The sequence below is a fragment of the Secundilactobacillus hailunensis genome, assembly GCF_005405185.1.
GTDB classification, from domain to species: Bacteria; Bacillota; Bacilli; order Lactobacillales; family Lactobacillaceae; genus Secundilactobacillus; species Secundilactobacillus hailunensis.
Genome location: NZ_BJDO01000119.1, coordinates 1 through 859 on the forward strand (window position 1 = coordinate 1; position 859 = coordinate 859).

Annotated in this window: 1 protein-coding gene; it reads right to left on the bottom strand. The window is 42.5% G+C overall.

Going from position 1 to position 859, the window contains the following annotated elements:
• Window positions 1–11: 11 nt before the first annotated feature.
• A protein-coding gene (locus tag FFM73_RS12570) for an IS5 family transposase (protein WP_080487858.1) occupies window positions 12–799 on the bottom strand; the annotation gives its coding sequence in 2 pieces (ribosomal slippage) (window positions 12–541 and window positions 541–799; 789 coding nt in all).
• Between the last annotated feature and the right edge of the window lie 60 nt (window positions 800–859).

Below are 859 nucleotides of genomic sequence, written 5' to 3' on the forward strand. Positions count from 1 at the left end.
TAAGAAGCTGTCTAAAATCTCTTAAGTAATAGTGCTAAAAACGCTAAAACGACCATTTGCAGACTGGTGGTTAATTGACGCTCACAATTTTTCCAAAGTCGCCGACAATTCTCTAGCCAACTAAAAGATCGTTCGACTACCCAACGTTGGGGCATGACTTCGAATCGATGCAACTCATTGCGCTTCGCAACCTGCACGGTTGCGTTTAAATTACTGGCTACATCGAGCTGAAAATTAACGCCTGAATAACCACCATCAACTAAGACATTTTGAACCTGGCGTAAATGCATGGCATGTAAAGCGATCATTGCACTGGCCCCGTCTCGATCAGAGACGTTCGCTCGCGTCATGTGAATGGCCTGCGGAAAGCCATTGATATCAACTGCCAGATGGCGCTTAATCCCCGAGATTTTCTTACCAGCGTCGTAACCTTTGTTTTCAGCAGTAGCGGTGTTTTTGACGCTCTGAGCGTCAACGATAATAAAGGAAGTTAAAGCTGAACGTCCTTGGTAAGTTCGCCGAGCAATGACAATTTTTTTAAAACTTGTTCCAATAAAGAATCAGCCGTAGGCTCAGCTTTAGTTGACCAAATTTTGTAATAGTTGTAAACTGACCGCCATTCTGGGAAATCACCGGGGACTTGACGCCATTGGCAACCGGTTTTCAAGACATATAGGACCGCACAGAAGACCTCGTAGAGGTCATATTTTCGAGGCTTAGTTCGCTTACGAAAATTTTCTAAAGCTGGTCGAATTAATTCAAATTGTTGCCGAGTAATATTGCTGGGATAATTTTTCATAGCTTAAACTCGCTTTTTACATAGAAGTATATCAAAAATCATAGATCTTGGACAGCTTCT